Annotated in this window: 16 protein-coding genes; 9 read left to right on the top strand and 7 right to left on the bottom strand. The window is 44.8% G+C overall.

Annotated elements, in window-relative coordinates; genetic code table 11:
- Positions 1–33 precede the first annotated feature (33 nt).
- The 3 genes from AACR09_RS11875 to AACR09_RS11865 form a co-directional block, all read right to left on the bottom strand.
- Positions 34–633, bottom strand: a complete 600-nt coding sequence (locus tag AACR09_RS11875; RefSeq protein WP_102556304.1) for a thiol:disulfide interchange protein DsbA/DsbL — start codon at positions 631–633, stop codon at positions 34–36.
- A gap of 89 nt (positions 634–722) precedes the next feature.
- Positions 723–1,097, bottom strand: a complete 375-nt coding sequence (locus AACR09_RS11870; protein ID WP_017078933.1) for a hypothetical protein — start codon at positions 1,095–1,097, stop codon at positions 723–725.
- A gap of 102 nt (positions 1,098–1,199) precedes the next feature.
- The gene (locus AACR09_RS11865) at positions 1,200–1,808 is read right to left on the bottom strand and encodes a TetR/AcrR family transcriptional regulator (RefSeq protein WP_102533564.1); all 609 of its coding nucleotides are present in this window, start codon (positions 1,806–1,808) and stop codon (positions 1,200–1,202) included.
- A 197-nt stretch (positions 1,809–2,005) separates the two neighbouring features.
- Here AACR09_RS11865 and AACR09_RS11860 point away from each other — a divergent pair, with 197 nt between their 5' ends.
- The gene (locus AACR09_RS11860) at positions 2,006–2,962 is read left to right on the top strand and encodes a glycosyl transferase family protein (RefSeq protein WP_054546684.1); all 957 of its coding nucleotides are present in this window, start codon (positions 2,006–2,008) and stop codon (positions 2,960–2,962) included.
- A 98-nt stretch (positions 2,963–3,060) separates the two neighbouring features.
- Here AACR09_RS11860 and AACR09_RS11855 read toward each other — a convergent pair whose 3' ends face one another.
- Complete coding sequence (locus tag AACR09_RS11855) at positions 3,061–3,357, bottom strand: hypothetical protein (RefSeq protein ID WP_193835018.1); 297 nt, start codon at positions 3,355–3,357, stop codon at positions 3,061–3,063.
- Positions 3,358–3,541: 184 nt separating this feature from the next.
- On the bottom strand, positions 3,542–3,775 hold the full coding sequence (locus tag AACR09_RS11850; protein WP_017078937.1) for a hypothetical protein: 234 nt from the start codon (positions 3,773–3,775) through the stop codon (positions 3,542–3,544).
- Positions 3,776–4,058: 283 nt separating this feature from the next.
- Between AACR09_RS11850 and AACR09_RS11845 the strand changes: the two genes are divergently transcribed.
- From AACR09_RS11845 to udp, 4 genes are all read left to right on the top strand, one after another.
- The gene (locus AACR09_RS11845; RefSeq protein ID WP_017078938.1) at positions 4,059–4,475 is read left to right on the top strand and encodes a CBS domain-containing protein; all 417 of its coding nucleotides are present in this window, start codon (positions 4,059–4,061) and stop codon (positions 4,473–4,475) included.
- 186 nt (positions 4,476–4,661) lie between these two features.
- Complete coding sequence (locus AACR09_RS11840) at positions 4,662–6,125, top strand: MATE family efflux transporter (protein WP_017084664.1); 1,464 nt, start codon at positions 4,662–4,664, stop codon at positions 6,123–6,125.
- Between the two features lie 174 nt (positions 6,126–6,299).
- Entirely contained in the window at positions 6,300–8,648 is a 2,349-nt protein-coding gene (locus tag AACR09_RS11835) for a zinc/cadmium/mercury/lead-transporting ATPase (protein ID WP_193835017.1), read from the top strand.
- A 313-nt stretch (positions 8,649–8,961) separates the two neighbouring features.
- A complete protein-coding gene (gene udp / locus AACR09_RS11830; RefSeq protein ID WP_004736272.1) occupies positions 8,962–9,720 on the top strand; it encodes a uridine phosphorylase in 759 nt (252 codons plus the stop codon).
- 266 nt (positions 9,721–9,986) lie between these two features.
- Here udp and AACR09_RS11825 read toward each other — a convergent pair whose 3' ends face one another.
- Entirely contained in the window at positions 9,987–11,153 is a 1,167-nt protein-coding gene (locus AACR09_RS11825) for a DUF1887 family protein (RefSeq protein ID WP_004736271.1), read from the bottom strand.
- A 197-nt stretch (positions 11,154–11,350) separates the two neighbouring features.
- Positions 11,351–13,342, bottom strand: coding sequence for a methyl-accepting chemotaxis protein (locus AACR09_RS11820; protein ID WP_017093525.1), 1,992 nt, complete (start codon positions 13,340–13,342; stop codon positions 11,351–11,353).
- Positions 13,343–13,619: 277 nt separating this feature from the next.
- Between AACR09_RS11820 and hinT the strand changes: the two genes are divergently transcribed.
- The 4 genes from hinT to lpoB all read left to right on the top strand — a co-directional run bounded on the left by hinT (position 13,620) and on the right by lpoB (position 16,880).
- Positions 13,620–13,970: a purine nucleoside phosphoramidase gene (gene hinT, locus AACR09_RS11815; RefSeq protein ID WP_017065295.1), complete on the top strand. Its 351-nt coding sequence runs from the start codon at positions 13,620–13,622 to the stop codon at positions 13,968–13,970.
- Positions 13,971–14,428: 458 nt separating this feature from the next.
- Positions 14,429–15,820 (top strand): COG3014 family protein, encoded by a 1,392-nt coding sequence (locus tag AACR09_RS11810; protein WP_193835016.1) that lies wholly within the window; start codon positions 14,429–14,431, stop codon positions 15,818–15,820.
- The gene (locus tag AACR09_RS11805) at positions 15,820–16,203 is read left to right on the top strand and encodes a YcfL family protein (RefSeq protein ID WP_004736265.1); all 384 of its coding nucleotides are present in this window, start codon (positions 15,820–15,822) and stop codon (positions 16,201–16,203) included. The genes AACR09_RS11810 and AACR09_RS11805 overlap by 1 nt, the downstream gene beginning before the upstream one ends.
- Positions 16,204–16,289: 86 nt before the next feature.
- A complete protein-coding gene (gene lpoB, locus AACR09_RS11800) occupies positions 16,290–16,880 on the top strand; it encodes a penicillin-binding protein activator LpoB (protein WP_004736264.1) in 591 nt (196 codons plus the stop codon).
- Positions 16,881–17,022: the final 142 nt, after the last annotated feature.

Below are 17,022 nucleotides of genomic sequence, written 5' to 3'. Positions count from 1 at the left end.
ATGAAATCACTGGCTTTGAGATGAAAAACGGACTTAGAGCGTTAGCAGGTAATTCACTAGTTGGTTGTACTCTTCGTAGCTCTTGATTTGATCCGGTTTTACGATGTATTTGTTGTTAACCAGAACTCCAGGAACACCAGTTAGTGTGCTTTGATCAAACTCTTTATCGAAACGTTTTTGCATCGAGTTCACTGCAAAGCTGTTGTATGCCGCATCAAACTTCTTCGCATCGATACCGTTATCAATGAAAACTTCACGCAGTTCTGCTTCATTTTTTGGTGTTTGTTGCTTCTCATGGATCTGAGCAAACATGGCAGGAACCATGCTTTCTTCAGCGTCTAGAGTAATCATGGTCGCGTAAGCCTTCGCCATTGGTACTGCCATGTTGTTACCCATAAAAGCGACGTGCACTTTTTGGAAGCTTGCTGACTTTGGCAAGTCTGCTTTCAGGTACTTAATGACCCCTTCAAACTTGTAACAATGTGGGCAGTAGAAAGAGAAAAATTCGGTAACGACAGGCTTGTCGGCCTTGGCTACATCAAGGATTTTGTAGTGCGTGCCTTCTTCAAATTGTGCGGCGTTTACTGAAACGCTTAAGAGTAGAGCGGCAAAGAGGCTAAATAGTTTTTTCATGTATTCATTTCCTAAATTCGGATGTCATTTGATACAGCAAAAATGCTGTTATAACTTGGTGGCAGATATTGCCAAACAGGGACAAACGATTAGGAAATAGGGGGGCGGTATGGCGCTTGTGGTGCAACAATCGCTTTGTGCGAAGGCTCTTTTTCTATCAGTGCCAGTGATTCAATCTGCGGTTCGAAAGATTCAGAAACGATCAGTGGTGGCATTTTCAGTAGACAGACCGATCCACAACAGTGGTGCTCAACGGTGGGTTGTGCGCTGGAAAAAGGTGTTGGGGTGCTCTCTACAGAACTGATGTTAGAAGCAGAGAAAGAGAAGCTATTGGCAGAAGTTGATTGAGCTTGGGGGGCTTGCAGAGCATTGCTGCTCGCGATGCTGTCCACACTAATGGTGGCCATTAGCATAGCGAAGAGCATGAAAGCGTGTACCCAAATTTTGTTAATCAACTTTGGCATGAATTCTTAGTCTTGGTAAACGAGTGAAGCGGGCGAATCATACCTCACTCGTTTGCGCATCTCTAATCAAACCCAATAAAACTTAGCCGAGCTCAACTTTTATTACGCTTGATACTGTTTCAGGAACATCTCGACACTGGATTGGATGATCACTTGTTTGTGCGCAGCATCCGGTGACGGCGTATGACCAATGATTTGTGGCCAAAATGCAAAAGACTTTAACAGTGCAATAAACTGGGTAGATGCAAATAGAGGGTCTAGTTCAATTAAGCGGTCATCTGCCAGTGCTGCTTTAATCCAGGTTGTGAGTCCACTTTCTGCTTGGGAATATTTCTCCATAGCTTGATGCGCCAGTTCGGCGTTATGGAAATACTCTGAGAACAGCACGCGAGATAAGTCGATAAAGCCTTCTGATTCTAAAAGTTCTAGTTCTTGATTGGCAATCGAAGTGAGTTGCTCATCAAGAGGAAGTTCTGCTTGATAAGGGAAATGCGTCGCGGCGAGAGTCTTGCTCCAAATGCTGTCCAAAATCTCATCTAAAAGCAGTTCTTTGCTGGCAAAGTGGTTGTATACCGTGCGCTTTGATACTTCCGCGCGGCTCGAGATTTTATCCATGCTGGTGGCCTTGTAACCGTGCTCAGTAAACTCTGCGATAGCAGCGGCAACGATCGATTCACGTTTTCTTTGGCTTAGTGTTTTTTTTACAGTCATCGGGATACTACTCAATAGGTCGCGGTTAACATTGCATACGCAAATTTTACACCAGTAAGTTTACTTTTAGAACATCAATCCGCGTATTGGTAATTAGGTCGATAGCCACTGAATCGCTTTGCAATGCACTGTGGGTATCATAGAATCGAAAGCGTATTCGAATTTTATTGATATCAACGGAAGAGAATAAACAATCAATGAGTAGTATTTTAGAGTGTATTCGTACAGTTGGACGAGGAGAAAGAGGGCGTAAGCCTTTATCGTTCGAACAAGCCTACCGCATCATGGATGAGTATTTAAGCGGAGAGGTCGGTGACGACCAAATGGCTATGCTACTGATGTTGATTCGTGTGCAGAATGAAACCAATGAAGAGATCGCAGGCTTTGTAAAAGCGTTTCAATCTCGAGTACCAGACTTAGGCGCCGATATTGACTGGCCGTGCTACGCAGGTAAGCGTAACGATACCGCCAGTGGTAAGCCTTGGAATTTGTTGGCGGCAAAAATCTTAGCTGATAATGGTTATAAAGTCTTAATGCACGGCTACATGGACAAACCAAGTGGCCGCACGCACGTTGAGACTCACCTAGAGTGTGTTGGTGTTCGCCGAGCTCAAGACCCGCAAGACGCCAAGCAGATCCTTGAAGCGGATGGTATCGCCTATTTGCCTTTGGCGAACTTCGCACCTGAAGCTCAAACTATGATTGGTTGGAAACATCGCTATGGTCTGCGTACTCCAATTAACACCGTGGTTCGTGCATTGAACCCCGGTGGTGGTCGTTTGGGCTTGCGTGGTAGTTTTCACCCGGGCTTTCCTCAATTACACGCTGAAGTTGAGCATGTCATTGGTAATAAATCCCACTCGGTGATTTCATTCAAAGGCATGAATGGCGAATCAGAATACAACCCTAAAGTGAGTCAAACTGTCTGGATGAGTTCTCCTGAGAAGGTGGAATCTTTCTACTGGGAAGGCACGATGAATGTTGAACTGCCTCTGCCTTCTGAATGTGTACTGGGTACACCGGAAGATGAGATGGAGCTGATGGCAAACAGTGTCGTGGACAGTATGACTGCGATTTTATTCGCAGAAACGCACGATAAAACTGAGGCATACCAGAAAGCGGTGCGTCTGTGGCATGAGTATTGTGCGCGTTAGATGATGGTTTTTAACCAATGAGAGAAGGTCAGCGAGCGCTGGCCTTTTTTATGCTTAATTTCTAGCAAGGGCCTTTCGTGAATGCCCAAACAACAGAGCTACTTCACTCGCATCAATCGATGCATCTTGTCTTCGAATTGAATCTCAATCACTTGTGAAATTTTCATCTTCTCAACGCGTTCAAGCAATGCTGTTTGATAGGCTCGTTTCTTCATCCACTCTAACGGTTCTTTAAAGCCATCTTCATTTATCACAAAGGACTGATCGGTGATGGAGTCTTCAAAAATATGAACCACCCAAATGCGCGATTGGAAATCCAATAATTCGCTAAAGTAGCTTTTTAGTTTAGGGATAAAGTGAGATAGAACAGTTTGAGGAGAACGAAGCGAAGTCATAGTGAACCGTTTGGACAATGAAAAGCGGTGCGATGGATGTCTCCAATTCGAGCGCTTATCGGTTAAAGCAGGTAATCATCGTCAATGTGATTACCTACTCAAGAACTTGCCACAAAATACGGTATTCATGTGTCGTTGACAATGCTTGTTGAGCCTGTCGGTCAAGACATGTGTGATGAGTCTGCTATTTAACGAACAAGCCGAAGTCGATCTCTTGTGCTCTTTGGTATTTGACCAACTTTACTTTCAAATTGTGTTTTGCCGCCAGATCAATCGCTAAGCTAGACATGTGTTTTATCTCATCGACGCAGCTAGAGATAAGGGGCTTTTCTTGGTTGTCGACAGTGGCGATGAGGGTGTTTTCTGTACCATCGACACCGGAATAAATGTACGCGTACATACTGTTGTTGTGTTGCATAAACGGCCTAATTGTAACGATATAATTATTTATGGCGTGAAGAGTACAAGGTTTATTCATTCAAGCCAGTGTCATAAAGTAAGGCTTTGTAAGGACTCTATTTTTTATTTTTTTGCTTGCGTAAAAATGCTCACAAGCCTTTTGTGACCTTGTTTTCTCGCCTTGGTAGGTTTTACCTATCAATAAAATTGTTGAAATCCATTTAGTAAAATCAAGATTTTAGACAACAATTAGGTTAACAAGATAGAAAAAGACATGACGAAAAGTATTTAGGGAGAACGCAATGCATTCAATAAAAGTGAAAGATTACATGACGCCGCAGGTTGTGACATTCACTCCTGACATGCCGTTAAGTCTCGCGTTAGATAGAGTAATGAGCAGCCATCACATGGGCGGTCCAGTAATTGATGATAATGAGCAAGTTATTGGTTTCCTTTCTGAGCAAGATTTATTAGAAAAATTGGTGAAGGTAAGCTATTTCTGCCAAGACACACACATTGTGGGTGATTGTATGTACCAAGAGGTGCTATCGGTATCACCAGACTTATCCATCATTGAATTGGCAGATATGATGCAAGTGGGTAAACCAAAAGCTTATCCAGTGCTCGATAATAAAAAGCTAGTGGGTATTATCACCAGAACCGATGTTTTGAGAGCAATCGGCAAGAACTTGGAAGAATGCTTCAAACATCAGGTATAGTAGCGTGTTAAGAACGATTATTTTTCTCAATACCCTCAATTGAAAAAAGGCGCACTAGCGCCTTTTTTCTGTATAGAGCTTTTCTTGGTCGATCCTTTCTTTGTGGCTCCCTAGCTTGTGGAACGCTCGCTTTGGATCACTAGTTTAGGGATCTTGCTTGTGGGTGTCCCAGCTTTTGGAGGTTTCATGTCAAATCAAACGGCAAAGTTTGTAGAAGGTTCAACGATGCGCCACATCTTGGTGATGTCGGGGGCTGGCTCAGTCGGTTTGATGGCGTTATTCGTGGTCGATTTACTCGATATGTTGTTCATCAGTATGTTGGGACAAGTCGAACTGGCCGCCGCAGTGGGTTTTGCAGGCACGCTGACTTTTTTCTCTACCTCCGTTTCGATCGGTACTTCCATTGCTATGGGCGCGTTAGTTTCCAAAGCGATCGGTTCAAAGAATCAGGAACACGCTCGAAATCTCGCCACCAGTATTATGCTGACTGCTTTTGTCATCAGTTTGACGATTACCGCGGTGATGTTTGCTTATATCCCTGAGCTGTTAGCCGCTATAGGGGCAAAAGGGATTGCCGCAGAGCGTGCTCAAGCTTACCTACAGATTTTATTGCCAAGTGGGCCATTTCTAGCGTTGGCGATGGCAGCGGGTGCGGGTTTGAGGGCGGCAGGAGATGCCAAACGTTCGATGTGGGCGACTTTGTCGGGTGGTATCGTTAATGCGATTTTGGACCCTCTGTTTATTTTTGGTTTTGGCTGGAATATAGAAGGGGCGGCTATTGCTTCTGTTTTTGCCCGTTTTTCGGTGCTTCTTTTCTCGCTGTATCCTCTGATTCGTAGTCATCACTTGGTTGCACCTCCTTCATTGGTGCAGTGGCGCATTAATATTCGCCCTATATTGGCCATTGCGCTTCCCGCAATTATCACTAATACCGCAACACCTATCGGTAATGCGATTGTGACAACGGGTATCGCACAATACGGTGAGGATTTTGTCGCGGGCTTTGCCGTTATTGGTCGTCTAACGCCGGTTTGCTTTGCGGTTATTTTTGCCTTGTCTGGCGCTGTAGGACCAATCATTGGGCAAAACTTTGGTGCAGAACGAATGGACAGAGTAAAAGAAACACTCAACAACTCATTGTTGGTTACTACGGCATACACCATCGCCGTCTGTATTCTGTTGTACTTTGTCCAAGACTATGTGATCCAAGGCTTTAGCCTGCAAGGTGATGCAGCAATTATTGTTGCGGCATTTTGTACTTATGTCGCCTTAACCTTTACTTTTAATGGCGCGCTGTTTGTTGCCAATACGTCTTTCAATAACCTGGGTAAACCGCTTTACTCGACAGCACTGAATCTGGGTAAAGCCACTCTTGGTACGTTGCCGTTCGTCTACTTAGGCTCGCAATGGTATGGCGCATTGGGTGTGTTGTATGGGCAAGCCTTGGGTAATGTTTTGTTCGGAATACTCGGTACCTTGGTGCTTCGCTATCATATTGCCGAGCTTATGCAAGGTTCCCAAGTTGACCCTGTAGAAGACGATGTATCGATAGTGAGCTTGAATACACAACCGTTTTGTTCACACGATGCGGTTCTTATTGATGATGTATCTGCGAACAGAGAAGAGTGTAAAGAGTTCAAGTCGCAATAACACCGGCATTCCAATACGAGATTGGTCGGTTTGCAAATTTCTTCTTGGCCTTGGACAATTTCTTCTTGACCTTGGAGTTACCTCCAAGGTTTATACTTTTGATGAACTTAAGGTTTGGTTGCTGTGATTAGCCAGCAACAACCTCAAGGCTTTTGAGTATTAAGGAGATACATTATGTGCGCAAAACATGCAGCGTGCCGCTCAACAAAAGTGGACGTTCAACCTCAAGCGGCAGGAGCAAGCTGTTCCAGCCCTAAAATTTCCAGCATCACGGCAGCGGGTACTTCATCATGCTGTAGTTCTACGACGGCTTCTGCAGCAGCAGATGATTGTTGTGGTTCAGACAGTGGAGAAGAAGACCGGCTGCCCTTAACTGAGTCTCTTAACGCCCAATTCTCCAAAAGTTGGCTGGTTGCCGGAATGGACTGCCCAGCTTGTGCAAGAAAAATAGAAAACGCGATCAGTAATATTGACGGTGTTATTCAAGCGAAGGTTCTCTTTGCTACCGAAAAACTGGTTGTTAAATTCGATAATGAAAGTCTTGCCGACACCATTGAACAGGTCTCTATCAAAACGGGCTTCCCTCTTTCGGAAGTCGGTTCTAAGAAAGAAAAACAACAACCTGAGACTTTTTGGCAAGCGTACATCCAACCTAATTTTCAGATTATCGCGATTGCAGCGGCAATGCTGTTCGCTGCGCTTCTGAAAAGTACATATCCTCAATTAAGTGAAGGCTTATTCACCGCAACCTGCCTACTTGGATTATATCCGGTGGCTAAGAAAGCGGTTCAGCTGGCACGTTCAGGAACACCTTTCGCAATAGAAACTCTAATGAGTGTTGCCGCGCTGGGTGCCTTGTACCTGGGCGAAACCGCGGAAGCGGCGATGGTTTTACTGTTGTTCTTGATTGGTGAGCGCTTAGAAGCGTTTGCTTCATCAAGAGCAAGAAGTGGCGTTCAAGCGCTAATGGCATTGGTACCAGAAAATGCCACCAAGATTATCAACGGCGAACGTGTTGAAGTTGCAGTCAGTGAACTGGTTCCCGGTGATGTGATTGAAGTGGCGGCGGGCTCTCGTTTACCTGCTGATGGCCAACTGATTACCGACGCAGCAAGCTTCGATGAAAGTGCATTAACGGGTGAATCTGTTCCTGTTGAACATATCGAAGGCAACAGCATCATGGCTGGCGCTGTGGTGGTCGATAAAGTGGTGCGTATTACCATCACTTCAAAACAGGGTGAGAACGCGATCGACCGTATTCTTCACCTGATTGAAGAAGCAGAATCTCGTAAAGCGCCGCTCGAGCGATTCCTCGATAAGTTCAGTCGCTGGTATACACCGTTAATGATGTTGGTTGCTCTTTTAGTCATCATCACACCACCATTGTTGTTCGCACAGCCTTGGGAAACGTGGGTCTATCGTGGTTTAGCGCTATTGTTGATTGCTTGTCCGTGTGCGTTGGTTATCTCAACTCCAGCCGCGATTACGTCTGGTTTAGCAGCAGCCGCGAAACGTGGTGCGCTAATTAAAGGCGGCGCAGCATTGGAGCAGCTTGGTAAAATTCAAACTATTGCCTTCGATAAGACGGGCACACTGACTGAAGGTAAACCTCAGGTTACGGACATTCAGCCTCTATCGGGTTGGCAACAAGATGCGATGCTTCGTGTGGTTGGAGCAATTGAAGTGGGTTCTACTCACCCATTGGCGCAGTCGCTAGTTGCTAAAGTGAAAGAACTGAATGTCGAAATTCCAGAGTCACACAACAAGACCGCGCTGATCGGTAGTGGTGTTGAAGGCGATGTCGACGGAATTAAGTATCAGGTTCTATCGCCTTCTAAGGTGACGTTCGATCTTGGTGCCGATGTTGTTTCTCAGGTTGAAGCATTAGAAGGCGAGGGCAAGACGGTTGTGGTTGCTCTTGAGCTTAAAGATCAAGAAGAATCAATAGAGCAAGCTGCGACTGTGATTGGTCTGATTGCTTGGCAAGATACGTTACGTAGTGACGCTAAGCTTGCGATTGAACGACTCAATGACTTGGGAATTCAATCTATCATGCTTACTGGGGATAACCCGCGAAGCGCGGCAGCGATCAGCAGCAAGATTGGTATGCAGTATAAAGCAAGCCTATTGCCAAGCGACAAGGTGTCTTACGTTGAACAGTTATCTCAGCAGTCACACGTGGCCATGGTGGGCGATGGCATCAACGATGCGCCGGCTATGAAAACAGCAAATGTAGGTATCGCAATGGGCGGTGGTACGGATGTTGCCCTTGAAACTGCGGATTCAGCACTGACTCACAACCGTTTAACTGAGTTACCAGCGATGATTGAACTGTCGCAAGCGACCATGAATAACATTCGCCAAAACGTAGCTCTTGCACTTGGTTTGAAGGGCGTATTCTTAGTGACCAGTTTGTTAGGTATTACCGGTTTGTGGGTGGCAGTTTTAGCGGATAGTGGTGCGACAGCCTTGGTGACACTCAACGCTCTTCGTTTACTTCGATTCAAATCAAAAGCGGATTAGGTTCAGGTTCCTGATGTAGGACGCTCTCAATTTAAAGCACCTAATATCAAAAACGCCTAATATAAAAAGCGCCTTTAGCTGTAATTCGTTAAAGGCGTTTTTTGTCTCATTCGTATGCAACACATGCGTGTAGATTGCTTGTTTTTGTGATGCCAATCGGTTTTTCGTGAAACTTGAAATCTTGTTGCGATCATTGGTGTGACGCTCGTCACTTCATTTTGTAATGAGCTTGGTTAGAGTGTGTTCGTACCCCACGAATTTACTATGAGCTTAAATAAGGGTAAAAAGCCCAATAAGCCAAAAGGAGCGAACTATGTCTCAAGCTGTTTTCCATTTAGGTGTTACTGAAGCAGATCTTAACGGTGCTACTCTTGCGATCATTCCTGGTGATCCTGCTCGTGTGCAAAAAATTGCCGAAGAGATGGAGAATCCTGTATTTCTTGCTAGTCACCGTGAATACACGCTTTACCGCGCAGAGCTAGACGGCAAGCCAGTTGTTGTATGTTCAACAGGTATCGGTGGTCCATCTACTTCTATCGCAGTTGAAGAGCTTGCTCAACTTGGTGTTCGCACTTTCCTACGTGTTGGTACTACTGGTGCTATCCAACCACACGTAAACGTGGGTGACATGATTGTTTCTACAGGTTCTGTTCGTCTAGACGGTGCTAGCCTGCACTTTGCTCCTATGGAGTTCCCAGCAGTGGCTGACTTTGAAGTTGCAACAGCAATGAAAGCGGCAGTTGATGAATCAGGTGCAACAGTTCACATGGGCGTAACGGCATCAAGCGATACGTTCTACCCAGGTCAAGAGCGTTACGACACGTTCTCTGGTCGCGTTGTTAAGCGTTTCCAAGGCTCTATGCAAGAATGGCAAGACATGGGCGTTCTAAACTTCGAAATGGAATCTGCAACGCTTCTAACTATGTGTGCAAGTTCTGGTCTTAAAGCGGGTTGTGTTGCTGGTGTAATCATCAACCGTACTCAAAAAGAGACGCCTGATCACGAAACGCTAAAAGTAACAGAAGCGCGTTCAATCAAAGTGGTTGTAGAAGCTGCTCGTAAAATGCTTTAAGTTGTAAACATACTTTTAGTTATAAAAATGCTTTAAGTCTGTTTCCAAGATTTAAAAATGGCCGCATCAAATGATGCGGCCATTTTTTATGGGGCAAAGAAATTAGAGACATAGATAGTTGAAAGATGAAAATAGAGATAAACAGATAAACAGATAAACAGATAAACAGATAAACGGCTAGAGAACAAAAAAGGCGAGTGACCTAATCGTCATTCGCCTTTTTAGATTTACTTAAGAGCGTTGAGCTCTCAAGAGTCTATTGGCTTTTAGCATTCTAAATCTTCATCACCACCGGCGGCGGTAAACCATGCCGCTAGGTGTGTTTTAAGATCTTTTAATTCGTCAGGACCAATCAATGCAAGGCCAAGATCTTCTGCTCGTGTGATGTCGTTATGACGAAGAGGGCGGAAGCTCACCAGCATGGCACGTGCTTGTAGGCCACCCAAAAGGTCTCTAAGCGATTCCAGCTTGTACAAGGTATCATCGCCATCATCACGCATGCCTTTGGTCTTACACTCGATGATGTGCAGCTTATTGTTCACTACAGAAGCAACATCAAGCTCATTACGCACCTCGCGCTCACCGAGTTGACGATAAACCTGAACATTCAAAGAGCGATCTTGAATGGTCGGCATGTCATCTTGGATCTGCTTAACTGTGCTATGAACTAATGTTTCAAGCCATTCGCCGTTTGAGAAGCGTCGTGCGTCTTCATTGGCAAACGTCAAAATACCATTGTCATAAGTGGCGATCTTAGCTTCAACCAAATCGCTCAACAGCATGTTTAGCTCGCGATAGCCTTGTTGTTTCTCTGACAAGCCCACATCAAGTCTCTGTTCTTTGCGGCAGGTCGTTGCAAGATAGTTCAATGTAGCGAGGCCTGGGCCGAGTTCTAGTGCATTACTTGCCCAGCGTTCACCCAGCTCATAAAGCTTTTGATCAAGTTGCGGAGACAGCTGTACATCGCTGAATTCACCACGAGCGCCGAACACAGTCAGGTAGTCGTCGATAGTGATGCGGTCTTGAACTTGTGCGTCTTCTTTACCATTCGGGTAAAGCCAGCACAGCTTGTCACTGTTTGGTTCAACAACAAAGATTGGCCAGTGGTAAGTACGAAATACTTCGTAGACAGAAAGTAGGCGGTGACGAAGGCCACAACTTGCGTTGAGTTTCACTTCTTCACCACGAGCTTTGAGGTCTTCGGCAAGGTTTTGGATAGACTCTTTAATCGCGGATGTATTTACGAGGGTTGGAATCTCGAAAAATTCACTCGTAATGTCGCGCTTCTGCAAAACGCTGTCTAAGCGTTGGTAAATACTGACTTGATTCTTGTCACCGATGAACACGATGTGAGTGCTGATCGTTCGGTTATCGAGTAGTGGGGTGATCAAGCGAATGGGATCTTGATCGATAATGCCAACATGAACAGCCATATAAATTCCTTAATAGCGGCTCGCTCATAAAGGTGAAAGAAAAAACGGGAAGCAGCAAGCCTTAATAATCATATAATGACAAAGATCATAAAAAACAAGGGCAACCCTTGATAAAAGTTGCCCTTGTTCAAATAGTTATCACTATTGGGTAAGAAGTCCCAATATTCTCACTAAATATCTATCAATTTCTCAGCTACCTATAGCTTGAACTGATGAACCAAATCACCTTGCTGGTTTGCGAGAATTGTTAGGTTTTGGCTTGCCTCAGCAATTGAAGACATCGCTTGGTAACTCTTATCTGCGATATGGTTGATGTCTTCTATATTCCGCGCAATATCACCAGAAGTTTCACTCTGCTCAGCGGCTGCTTGAGAGATGTGTGTACTCATGTGGCTGATCTCTAGAATCAAGGCTTGGATCTCTTCCATCGCACTGTTGGCACTTGAAGCTTGTTGAACCGACATGTCCATATCGCTCATACAACTTTCAATCACGTTGCTTGCTGTTTTCGAGCTTGATTGTAGGTTGCTGATCATGGTCTCGATTTCAGACGTTGATTGAGTGGTCTTCTGTGCTAGCACGCGTACTTCATCGGCAACCACTGCAAAACCACGGCCTTGCTCACCGGCACGCGCCGCTTCGATTGCCGCGTTGAGTGCAAGTAGGTTGGTTTGTTCTGCAATACCACGGATCACGTCGAGGATTGAGCCAATCTGGCTACTCATCTGTTGCAACTCACCTACAGCACCAACAGATTCAGTAAGGCGAACCTCGAGCTGGTTAATGGTACTGATGTTGGTGTTCATTATCTGACGACCAGACTCAGAAGCCGATTCTACTTGTTGAACCATGGTTAGTGAGCTTTGCGCGCTGTTCGCCACTTCTTGTACAGAATGAGACATTTCTGTCATTGCGGTCGCGACAGTTGCCGTTTGCTCACGTTGGCTGTTCAGTTGAGCTTGCGTCTCTGTAGAGGTTTTCTGGTTTACGCTTGCGGTCTGAGTTAAGTCATCTGAAGCGTCATTCAGTTTCACCAGAATATTGCGTAGGTTGTCGGCTAAGGTGTTGATGTGACGACTCACACGGCTGAATTCGTTGTCATAACGAATATCGATACGCTGAGTCATATCGCCTTCAGTTAGGCCTTCTAATGTACCTAGAATACGAGTTAATGGCTCTCTTACGCTATGTGCAATATGGTAACCAATTGCTGCAGCGAATACGGTGACAACAATACCAATTGCAATCGCATTGAACAGGCCTTTGTCGTAGATGCTGCTTGCGTCTTCAAGTGAAGCGTTCAGTTGCTCTTCCGCAGTCACGTTGAATGAGTCTAAAACAGCCATGGCTTGGTCTATTTCTACGGCTAAGTTAGCAATGTTGATGTACAGAGCTTGTTTCGCTTTCAAGTAGTTGTTGTGTTTGTCCAACACACCGCCTTTTTGACCAACGTCTTTGGTGAATTTCTGAACCGATTCATCAAAGACATTTTTAAGTGCTGGCAGTTGTGTGGATAGGCCGCGATAAGCGTAGTTAAGGTGAGTAACGGCCTTTTTGTTTTGGTTAACGGCTTTCTGAACGAAGGCAACATCAGAACTCGCTAGCGCATCAGAGGTAATCACTTCAGCATCTTGAAGTTTAATGAAGTAGCTTTTTGCCATCACTTTTACAGAGATGCTTTTTTGGTCGGCAACGTATTCTTTCATGCCAACAGTTAACTCTGAATGTAAGCGTTGGAAATCGCGAGATGCTTTCTGTACTTGCTCTTGAGCTTCAAACATCGCGACGTAGTTGTTCATCGCTTCGTCTGCTTCGGCGAAGTAGCGTTCTTCCATTGCTCTTAATTGGGCAATGCGTTCAGTGAGCGAAACATTGTTTTGGCTTGCCGCTTCTAAACTTCCGAGAACTTCTGAAAACGAGTTTTGTGACGCAGCAAACTCAGTACGCATTGCAGACATGCGTTCAGCGTTTTGTGTGGTTAAGTAATCTTTGAATGATTTATCAGCAGAAAGCAATTGAACACTTGTTTGATTTGAAAGCGCGACAAGTGGTAGTGAGGTTTCTGAGACACTCTCAAAATTGCTGTGTATCTGATTCATGCTGTTCATCATGATGGTTATCGTGACTGCGAACATGATGATGATCAGTGCGAAACCAGCGTACATACGCTTGATCACAGATCCCTTCATGGCTTTCTCCCTAAATAAAAATGCAGACCTAATGTCAGGTCAAAGTAAAACTAACAAAATTATCAGCATTCTATTGAGCTCCGTTTACGCATTTTATGACGCACACGTCAAAAATAGCCCTCAGTTATAACCAACATGCCATTCTTGAGAGCTAAGGCTCGTTTTCTTTGATTTGAACGGTGTTTTTTATTATGCTTTAAAGCAGATTTATTGTGGTTTGATGCGGCATAGCGCATACTCAAAGCATTAAAAAATAAATGTTTTATCGGAGAGAAACATGGCTGAAGAAACCATTTTTACTAAGATCATCAACAAAGAAATCCCAGCAGATCTACTATACCAAGACGATTTAGTAACCGCATTTCGCGATATCAACCCTCGCGCGCCAAGCCATATCTTAATCATCCCAAACAAGCTGATTCCAACAACCAACGATGTTGAAGTAGAAGATGAAGCCATGATGGGGCGCATGTTTACCGTGGCTCGCAAGTTAGCAAAAGAAGAAGGCATTGCAGAAGATGGCTACCGTCTTATTGTGAACTGCAATTCTCATGGCGGCCAAGAGGTTTACCATATTCACATGCATTTGGTTGGTGGCCGTCCACTTGGTCCGCTATTAATGAGCTAATAAAAAGTTAATGAGCTAATGCAAAGCTACCAAGTTAATGAAAGCTAATGAGCTAGTTTAAACGAACTCATTAGTGGGTTAGCACAAGTAGTTAGTTGGAAAATTTGTAGTTTGTATGCCAACTTTAAGTTCTATCTGTTGTCTGAATGTCGGCATCGCCTTGGCAAAAGCTAAATCAGTAGGGTTTCAACTGGCTTGAGATCCTTTTTACAACACGTTTCGTTTTGATAATGAGACTAGGGTCTGTTGATCTTTCGAGATGATTTTTGCAGCACTTTGTGGGAAATTTATACAAGGCAGAGGCTTTGAAGTGTAGCTAGCCTACATGAGAAGCTGATAACGCAGTAGAAATGAACCACAAAGACTGCCCGAAGGGTTCTATCTCGAACAAAATTTAACCACGAAAGGTCAGCAGACCCTAACAAAGTTGGCATTTTAAACATGCACGGAGACGATAAGTGAAGCAACAGTTTAGATTCGCTTCCATTGCCCTGTTATCGGCGTTGACTGTGGGCTGTGCAAGTATGTCTGCAGGAACCCTGTTCAGTCATTACAGCGCGCAAAACAAAGAGATCTACCAAGCCGTTAAATCTGGAGATTATTCAGAGGCTCAACAAGAGCTACCAGATTACGCTGCGGGTGACATCCTTGATAACTTTGAAAGAGGTAGAATTAACCTTCTGGATCAGCAATACCCAGAGAGTAAGTCTTCGTTTGAAGTGGCGGATCAAGCGGTAACTGAGCAGCAAAGACAAGCCGTGATCTCGATTTCAGACAGTGCAACCAGCGTGGGTGCATTGGCGGTGAATGATAATATTACTGAGTATGTGCCAGCCGATTATGAGCTGGGGTTTCTTCATCTGTATCTCGGTTTAAATTATCTCAAGAAAAACGATTTAGAAGGTGCGGTGATTGAAATGCGTCGCGCCAACCAAGTTCAAGAACAAGCAAAGAAGCAACGTGAAGCTGAGTTAGACAAAGCAGCCAGCGATGCGAAGAAGCAGGGGTTGTCTGCCAATGTGGGGAGCATCCTTGCAAACTATCCTGATGCGGGTAAGAAGCTGCAGTCGGTACAGAATGCGTATTTGATGTTCTTGTCTGGACTACTTTATGAAGCTTCGAATGATTTAAACAGCGCATACGTTGACTATCGTCGTGCTTTGGCTGTTATGCCTGACAACCAAGAAATTATCGACAGAACGATGGCAACTGCCGCCCGTTTAGGGATGCGACAAGATTTAGCGACATTGGAAAAGCGTTACAAGCAATCATCTAAGCTTGGTGCAGGTGAAGGGCGAGTGATTGTTCTTCAAGAGCAAAGCGCTGTACAAGCAATGGACAGTTGGCGATTAGATTTACCTGTTTATGACAGTCGCGATCAGGGGGCAATATACTCTCTTGCGCTGCCTTATTATCCGAGCCAAAACGTAGAGCGTTTTTCTGCTTTGCGAATCAGCGGGCAACCGTTACAAGAACACTTGATCACTGACGTAAACGCGATGGCGCAAAACGATTTATCTGAACGTATGACGAGCATTGTTATTCGCCAAGCGCTACGGGTAGTCGCGAAAGACCGTATCCGTAAAGAAGCGACCAAAGGCAACGATGTCGGCAATATCTTGTTCAATGTGTGGAATACTTTCACTGAACAACCAGACACCCGCAGTTGGCAATCTCTACCGGCTGAGATTAAGAGCAGCACGTTCGTAGCAAACAGCGGTCAATTTACGCTAGAAGCGGGCGCTAAAACGTACGACTTTGATATCCGAGAAGGGCAGACCACTTTGGTGTGGATTTCTCGACAAGGTAACAATGCAACAATGTGGCATAAACAGCTAGGGAGGCTGTAATGAAAAAGTGGTTAGTGAGTTTAGCAGCGGTTATGGCTCTGGCTGGTTGTGCTGATAATACAGCTGGCGTAAGGGTTGATAGTCTGACTCAGAACGTTTTCTTTGGTGACAAGGTATTGGGCAGCCGTTTGTTGGTTGAAGATATCCGTACCGACCAAGTTGACGGTCACACTCGAGGAATTGTTCGTTTAAACAGTAACTATAAAGGCGATCAACATATCCTTTATCGTTTTTACTGGTACGACGATGCAGGGCTTGAGGTCAACCTAAAACAAGGCCCTTGGAAGCAAGCGATTGTTCGTGGTTTTGAAAGTATTTCGCTGTCAGAAGTGTCGGTAAACCCGAAAGCAACTCAGTTCAGAGTCCAGTTCCGAGAGCAGTAAGTCTGATAAAACGGATCTAATGATTCGCCAATACAAGAATTTAAGAGTGTGGGTAACCCCGCTCAGTGATAAGTTGAGGAAACAAAATGAAAAAGAGTGTCGTTGCGCTACTAGGTTTAGCGGTTATTTTAGGCGGTTGTTCAAACAAGGTAAGCTACGGTGATGCACAAGCAGTAGAAACCACGACAATCGATTTCGGTTCAACTGACCTTCAAACGATTGCGGGTGAAATGGTCGATAGCATGATGGCGTCTGGTTCTGTGTCTTACATTACTCGTGAACAGCGTCCGATCGTGTTTGTAGAGCGAATCAAGAACAAAACAAGTGAGCACATCGATACTGAGTCAATCACTGACACTATCAGTACTAAGATGCTGAACTCTGGTAAGTTCCGTTTCGTTGATATGGACCGTGTAGAGTCTGTTCGTGACCAATTGAACTTCCAAAACAATGATGAGCTTGTAAATCAAAGCTCAGCAATTCAATTCGGTAAAATGGTCGGTGCTCAATACATGTTGTACGGTAACCTGTCAAGCATCGTTAAGAAAGACGGTAGCGACGAAGACGTTTACTACAAAATGACGATGCGTCTAATGGATCTTGAGTCTGGCTTGATCGAATGGGCTGACGAGACTGAAATCCGTAAGCAACAATCTAAGAGCCTACTAGGCCTTTAATTTCGCTTACTTGCCAACTAAACGCAGCCAGTTTTGACAGCGTCTAGTCTTGGTAACGCATAGCTTGGCCACACAGAGCTTGGTTACGCGCCAATGCAGTGCATGATGTGCTGTTTATGAAGAGACACTGGCTTTTGGTCAG

Source organism: Vibrio sp. OPT20 (assembly GCF_963889365.1).
GTDB lineage: Bacteria > Pseudomonadota > Gammaproteobacteria > Enterobacterales > Vibrionaceae > Vibrio > Vibrio splendidus.
The sequence above is the reverse complement of the archived record's forward strand: the minus strand, read 5'-3'. Positions and strand labels throughout refer to the sequence as shown.

Excerpts from the sequence above, each read along its gene's own strand:
- AACR09_RS11840 (WP_017084664.1), top strand. The coding sequence starts at position 4,662 with ATGTCAAATCAAACGGCAAAGTTTGTAGAAGGTTCAACGATGCGCCAC.
- AACR09_RS11860 (WP_054546684.1), top strand. The coding sequence starts at position 2,006 with ATGAGTAGTATTTTAGAGTGTATTCGTACAGTTGGACGAGGAGAAAGA.
- AACR09_RS11835 (WP_193835017.1), top strand. The coding sequence starts at position 6,300 with ATGTGCGCAAAACATGCAGCGTGCCGCTCAACAAAAGTGGACGTTCAA.
- AACR09_RS11875 (WP_102556304.1), bottom strand. The coding sequence starts at position 633 with ATGAAAAAACTATTTAGCCTCTTTGCCGCTCTACTCTTAAGCGTTTCA.
- AACR09_RS11870 (WP_017078933.1), bottom strand. The coding sequence starts at position 1,097 with ATGCCAAAGTTGATTAACAAAATTTGGGTACACGCTTTCATGCTCTTC.
- lpoB (WP_004736264.1), top strand. The coding sequence starts at position 16,290 with ATGAAAAAGAGTGTCGTTGCGCTACTAGGTTTAGCGGTTATTTTAGGC.
- AACR09_RS11825 (WP_004736271.1), bottom strand. The coding sequence starts at position 11,153 with ATGGCTGTTCATGTTGGCATTATCGATCAAGATCCCATTCGCTTGATC.
- AACR09_RS11865 (WP_102533564.1), bottom strand. The coding sequence starts at position 1,808 with ATGACTGTAAAAAAAACACTAAGCCAAAGAAAACGTGAATCGATCGTT.
- udp (WP_004736272.1), top strand. The coding sequence starts at position 8,962 with ATGTCTCAAGCTGTTTTCCATTTAGGTGTTACTGAAGCAGATCTTAAC.
- AACR09_RS11820 (WP_017093525.1), bottom strand. The coding sequence starts at position 13,342 with ATGAAGGGATCTGTGATCAAGCGTATGTACGCTGGTTTCGCACTGATC.
- AACR09_RS11845 (WP_017078938.1), top strand. The coding sequence starts at position 4,059 with ATGCATTCAATAAAAGTGAAAGATTACATGACGCCGCAGGTTGTGACA.
- hinT (WP_017065295.1), top strand. The coding sequence starts at position 13,620 with ATGGCTGAAGAAACCATTTTTACTAAGATCATCAACAAAGAAATCCCA.
- AACR09_RS11850 (WP_017078937.1), bottom strand. The coding sequence starts at position 3,775 with ATGCAACACAACAACAGTATGTACGCGTACATTTATTCCGGTGTCGAT.
- AACR09_RS11855 (WP_193835018.1), bottom strand. The coding sequence starts at position 3,357 with ATGACTTCGCTTCGTTCTCCTCAAACTGTTCTATCTCACTTTATCCCT.
- AACR09_RS11805 (WP_004736265.1), top strand. The coding sequence starts at position 15,820 with ATGAAAAAGTGGTTAGTGAGTTTAGCAGCGGTTATGGCTCTGGCTGGT.